Raw genomic sequence first — 6,000 nt, 5'->3', positions numbered from 1 at the left:
GGGAGCTGGCGACCGACCTAGTTCCTGCTCTTACTTTCTCTTAAATATCCAACGGCTTCCCTTTCAACAACCTTCTCACCCATAATCTCCCTGGGTGCAATCCTTCAAGTACTGAGTTTGGCAGTGGAATTGGGTCACCCATGATCTGTGATGCCAAGGTCTCAGCCAGTAGGGGCGCAGAGCTTAATCCTCTTGAGCCTAATGTCAGCATACAGAACAAGCCTTCATAAACAGGGATTTTTTTTGCTTCACGTAACCAATGGCGTTTTTTATAGATATATTTGTACTCTTCTTGCATATCCTCAAAACGAACTACATTACCAAGAAATGGCAGGTGATCACGGCTGGCACAGCGAATACCAACACGAGCGTGATTGTCAGACGTATCAGCTTCTTTCACCCAATCTTCGTTAGGGATGCATTTATGTAAGCGCTCGCCATTCTCTATTTGGTCTGATCCTTTAAACGCCAAGTCTAAATCACGACGATCATAACTAGCACCAATACAATGGCTTTGATGCTTGGTATTTTCAGGCGTTAAGTAACCGTCATAACACAATACTGTTTTTAGCTTTTTCAGTGAGTCGGTTGTAGGAATATGACTCACTTGCCCTCGAACTGGTGTCGCTGGAATATCTTTAGTTTGCTCAAAATCAGTAAATCTGTGCCCATTAGCAACCACAACGGCTTGATGTTTATTGGTTTTTTCACCAAGAACAAGGTTCCATTGTTTATCGTCCGTTTGAGTTAATTGCGTCACTTCAGCGTTATTATGCAGAGTAAATAGTGGGTTTTCTGATAAATGTTCAAATAATCCACGAGTTAATTGTTTTGGACATAACCAGCCACCTAATGGGTAGTGGACGCTTTCCATATTAATCGGTAAGCCAACCATTTGATTGGTTTTGTCGATATCAAAAGAAGAGACAAGTTCATTAGGGAAATTTCCCTCAAGCATTTTATTGAGCTTGTTGGCGGATTTTTCATCCCATTTTAACTGAGTAACGCCACACCAATCGTGATCAAATTCTACGTGTTTAGCGGCTTGGTCGATAAACTGACGAGCAAAAATAAATCCTGGAGCAAAGAAGCGAGAAAGGGAGTTGAATTTCTCATTAAGCAGTGGGTATACCGCGCCTTGTTTATTACCTGACGCCCCTTGTGCTGCTTTATCATCTTTACAGTAAACAGTGACACTCACACCGCGACGAAGCAATGTTGTAGCCAATGCTGCACTGGCTACACCACCTCCTATAATCGCCACATCAGTGATGTTTTCAGGTGTCGTGCGTGCATACCAAACCTCATGATTAGCCTTGGCTTTACGCCCTGTTAATGTTCCTGCAATCATTTCTCTTTTATGAGCAAACCCCTTGACTTTTTTCATATCAAAGCCAGCTTCAATCAAGCCTCTGCGAACAAAACCAGCTGCTGTAAAAGTGGCGCAAGTACAGCCTTCTTTAGCAAGACTTGCCATATTATTAAATAGATTTTGATTCCACATTTCAGGATTTTTACTTGGTGCAAAACCATCTAAAAACCAAGCGTCGATAACACCAGAATCGTCCATCCAAATCTGAGGCATGCAATCTTTTATATCACCAAACCACAGATCAAGCGTGATCATGCCATCTTCTAATACTAAACGGTGACAATCTGGAACAGCAGCAGGATAATGTTCTTGCAGTTGCTCTGCGAGTTCAGCCAGTTCAGGCCATGCTTGATGTGCTTTAACTAAATCAGCTTTGGTTACAGGGAATTTTTCAAAGCTAACAAAGTGAAGTTCTTTTAAAGGGGCGTCAGGGTATTGTGAACGGAATTCTTTGAACCACTGCCATACAGCAAGAAAGTTTAATCCAGTACCAAATCCGGTTTCACCGATTACAAAACGACGTTGATCATAATCTTGCCATCTTTGAGGCAGATGATTTTGCTGTAAGAAGACGTATCGTGTCTCTTCTAATCCATTATCATTAGAAAAATAGACATCATCAAAGTCATTTGAGACAGGAGTTCCAGACTCATTCCAATCAAGGATTGCATTTGTGATGCTGTTTTGTGGTAAAATGTGATTTCGTGACATAAATTTGCACCATTAAAGATAATCTACGTCGGATTTTAACGACTTATAGGAAAGCTGACCACTTTGTTGTGCTATCTTCGCTATTATCTACCAAGATTTATGACTTATTAGGAAAGAATCATGAAAAGAGCCGTAATTACAGGCATGGGCATTGTATCAAGTATCGGTAACAATGCAGAAGAAGTATTAGAGTCTCTGAAAGCTGGTAAATCAGGCATTAACTTCTCTGAGCAGTTCGCTGAAAAGGGTCTGCGCAGTAATGTTTGGGGCGATTTGAAAATGAACCCTGCTGACCACATCGATCGCAAAAAAATGCGTTTCATGGGGGATGCGGCTGCATTTGCTTACATCTCAATGGAGCAAGCCGTAGCAGATTCTGGCTTAACAGAAGATCAAGTTTCAAATGACCGCACAGGTATTGTTGCAGGTTCTGGTGGTGCATCATCACTAAACCAAGTAAATGCAGTGGATATCTTGCGTGAGAAAGGCGTTAAGCGCGTTGGTCCATACATGGTTCCACGTACAATGGCATCAACGGTTTCTGCATGTCTTGCAACGCCGTTTAAAATTCGTGGTGTTAACTACTCAATGAGTTCTGCATGTGCAACTTCTGCACACTGTATTGGTCATGCGGTAGAGCTTATTCAACTGGGCAAACAAGACGTAATGTTTGCTGGTGGTGGTGAAGAGCTAGATTGGTCATTAACGATGATGTTTGATGCGATGGGCGCACTATCATCAAAATACAATGACACCCCAGAAAAAGCATCTCGTACGTACGATGCAGACCGTGACGGTTTCGTTATCTCTGGTGGCGGCGGTATGGTTGTTATCGAAGAACTTGAACACGCACTTGCTCGTGGCGCTAAAATTTACGGTGAAATCGTAGGTTACGGTGCAACATCTGATGGTTACGACATGGTAGCACCATCAGGCGAAGGCGCAGTTCGTTGTATGAAAATGGCAATGCAAAACGTTGACAGCGTAGATTACGTGAATACTCACGGTACATCTACACCTGTTGGTGATGCAAAAGAGTTAGGCGCTATCCAAGAAGTATTTGGTGCGAACAGCCCTGCAATCTCTGCAACTAAAGCAATGACTGGTCACGCGCTAGGTGCAGCCGGTGTTCATGAAGCTATTTACTCAACGTTAATGCTAGAGCACGGTTTTATCGCGCCGAGCATCAACGTTGAAACATTAGACCCAGCAGCTGAAGGTCTTGATATTGTAACTGAAAAACGCGATCAAAAACTAACAACAGTTATGTCTAACAGCTTTGGTTTTGGTGGTACAAACGCAACGCTAGTAATTAAGAAATACGAAGCGTAATCGCGTAACCACTAAAAAAAGATAGTAAAACCCAGTCACTTAAATTGGCTGGGTTTTTTTATGCCTGTTTTTATCACGGAAGTGTGTGATACCAATCGTAGTAAATAATTGATCATCCTAGCTGGTTAAAATGCTCGATAACTGCGTTCAATTTTTTGATTGTAGAATAACTACTTATCAAAAATTCGCCTTGTTCTCAAGCATTTTTCCTGCGCTATTTCTGAACACTTACTTACTGTGATTGGTATGATAAACTGAATTCATAAATCGAAAAGGATAACTGATTAAAAAATGAAAATATTGATTGATGAAAATATGCCTTATGCTGCTGAACTATTTAGTGAGCTAGGCGAAGTTGTTGCTAAATCAGGAAGAACACTAACAGCAGATGATTTAATTGATGTTGATGCATTAATGATTCGCTCTGTAACCAAAGTGAATGCTGAGCTGATCTCAAAAGCCAATAAACTTAAGTTTGTAGGCACAGCAACAGCAGGTATGGACCATGTTGATCAAGCTTTATTGAAAGAAAAAGGGATATTTTTCACAGCAGCTCCTGGTTGTAATAAAGTGGGTGTTGCAGAATACGTATTAAGTTGTGTCATGGTATTGGCTCAACAACACGGCTTTTCTATCTTTGATAAAACGTTTGGTATTGTTGGTGCAGGTCAAGTAGGGTCTTATTTAGCTAAATGTCTTGATGCGTTAGGTATTCCATACCTACTTAATGACCCAATTAAAGAGCAAGAAGGCGACAAACGTTCATTTGTCGCGTTAGATGAGTTACTTGGAAAATCAGACGTTATTAGTTTCCATACGCCGATCACCCGCGATGGTGAATTTCCAACTCACCACCTGATGAATGAAAAAAGACTCACGGCACTGCGTAATGACCAGATAGTGATCAATGCAGCGCGTGGCCCTGTGTTTGATAATCAAGCATTAAAACAACGCTTATTAAAACAAGATGGCTTTAAAGCGGTATTAGATGTGTTTGAGTTTGAGCCAGAAGTTGATATGGAATTATTGCCTTTACTCTCTTTCGCCACTCCCCATATTGCAGGATATGGATTAGAAGGAAAGGCTCGTGGAACCACAATGATATTTAATTCTTATTGTGAGTTTTTAAATAGAGAAGAGCGCGCAGATCCACAAGCGTTATTACCTATAGCACCAATCCCTAATGTGACACTAAATCAGCAATGGGATCATTCAACACTGCACAATTTGATTCAGTTAGTCTATGATGTGCGAAAAGATGATGTCATATTCAGAGCAGAAATCTCAATACCTAGTGCATTTGATAAAATGCGTAAAGAGTATTGGGATAGAAGAGAATACAGTGCCATCACAATCACAGGAACTAAACACTGTGGTTTAACCCCGTTAAAACAACTTGGATTTACAATCGAGGAAGTCTAATGACTCAAGAATTTGATGTTGCCATTCTTGGCGCAACTGGCGCCGTTGGCGAAGCTATTATAGATGTATTACAAGAGCGTAATTTTCCAGTTCGCAATTTATACCTTTTAGCGTCAGAGCGCAGTGAAGGTAAAACAGTTCGCTTTAATGGTAAAACATTAACGGTTGAAAATGTTGAAGAGTTTGATTGGAGCCAAGTACAAATTGGTCTATTTTCTGCGGGTGGTGAATTATCGGCAAAATGGGCACCGATCGCAGCTGAGTCTGGCGTTGTAGTTATCGATAACACATCACACTTCCGTTACGATCATGATATCCCGTTAGTGATCCCTGAAGTAAATCCAGAGGCGCTTGCTGATTTTCGTAACCGTAATATTATTGCGAACCCTAACTGCTCAACGATTCAAATGTTGGTAGCACTAAAACCAATTCATGATGCTGTGGGTATTGATCGTATCAACGTATCAACGTATCAATCAGTATCAGGTTCAGGTAAAGCGGGCATTGATGAACTAGCGGGCCAAACTGCGAAGCTATTAAACGGTTTACCAGCAGAGAACAAAGCTTACGATAAGCAAATTGCATTTAATTGCTTACCTCATATTGATGAGTTTATGGATAATGGCTACACCAAAGAAGAAATGAAAATGGTGTGGGAAACACAAAAAATCTTTGCAGATGATACGATTACTGTAAACCCAACATGTGTACGTGTTCCTGTGTTCTATGGTCACGCTGAAGCCGTTCATATTGAAACTCGTGCACCTATCGATGCAGTAGAAGCAACACGTTTACTTGAAGAAACCGATGGTATTGAAGTCTTCCACGGCAATGACTATCCAACACAAGTGAGTGATGCTACCGGAAAAGACCACGTAATGGTTGCTCGTATCCGTGAAGATATTAGTCATTCAATGGGGCTTAATATGTGGGTTGTTGCAGATAACGTACGTAAAGGTGCCGCAACAAACGCGGTTCAAATTGCAGAAGTATTAATTCGCGATTACTACTGATTAATATGACGCCTCTTTCATAAATAAAGAGCATGGTTTGCTTTTAATTATAGCCTTAGTGAAAACTAAGGCTTTTTTCTTCCATAAACCACACAGTTTTTGCTTAAAAGCTACAGTTTTTTTATTATTATCCGATATAGTTGTACAGAT

Annotated in this window: 4 protein-coding genes; 3 read left to right on the top strand and 1 reads right to left on the bottom strand. The window is 40.8% G+C overall.

What is annotated here, in order from left to right; genetic code table 11:
- Positions 1-40 precede the first annotated feature (40 nt).
- Entirely contained in the window at positions 41-2,083 is a 2,043-nt protein-coding gene (gene mnmC, locus F8B77_RS10825) for a bifunctional tRNA (5-methylaminomethyl-2-thiouridine)(34)-methyltransferase MnmC2/FAD-dependent 5-carboxymethylaminomethyl-2-thiouridine(34) oxidoreductase MnmC1 (RefSeq protein WP_151655350.1), read from the bottom strand.
- Positions 2,084-2,203: 120 nt separating this feature from the next.
- Between mnmC and fabB the strand changes: the two genes are divergently transcribed.
- The 3 genes from fabB (at position 2,204) to F8B77_RS10810 (ending at position 5,850) form a co-directional block, all read left to right on the top strand.
- A complete protein-coding gene (gene fabB, locus F8B77_RS10820) occupies positions 2,204-3,415 on the top strand; it encodes a beta-ketoacyl-ACP synthase I (protein ID WP_105055090.1) in 1,212 nt (403 codons plus the stop codon).
- A gap of 291 nt (positions 3,416-3,706) precedes the next feature.
- A complete protein-coding gene (locus F8B77_RS10815) occupies positions 3,707-4,837 on the top strand; it encodes a 4-phosphoerythronate dehydrogenase (protein ID WP_151655349.1) in 1,131 nt (376 codons plus the stop codon).
- Positions 4,837-5,850: an aspartate-semialdehyde dehydrogenase gene (locus F8B77_RS10810; protein WP_151655348.1), complete on the top strand. Its 1,014-nt coding sequence runs from the start codon at positions 4,837-4,839 to the stop codon at positions 5,848-5,850. Before F8B77_RS10815 ends, F8B77_RS10810 begins: the two co-directional genes overlap by 1 nt.
- Positions 5,851-6,000: the final 150 nt, after the last annotated feature.

It is taken from the genome of Aliivibrio finisterrensis (assembly GCF_008933155.1).
GTDB lineage: Bacteria > Pseudomonadota > Gammaproteobacteria > Enterobacterales > Vibrionaceae > Aliivibrio > Aliivibrio finisterrensis.
Note: the sequence above shows the minus strand (reverse complement) of the source record. Positions and strands in the feature narration are given on the sequence as shown.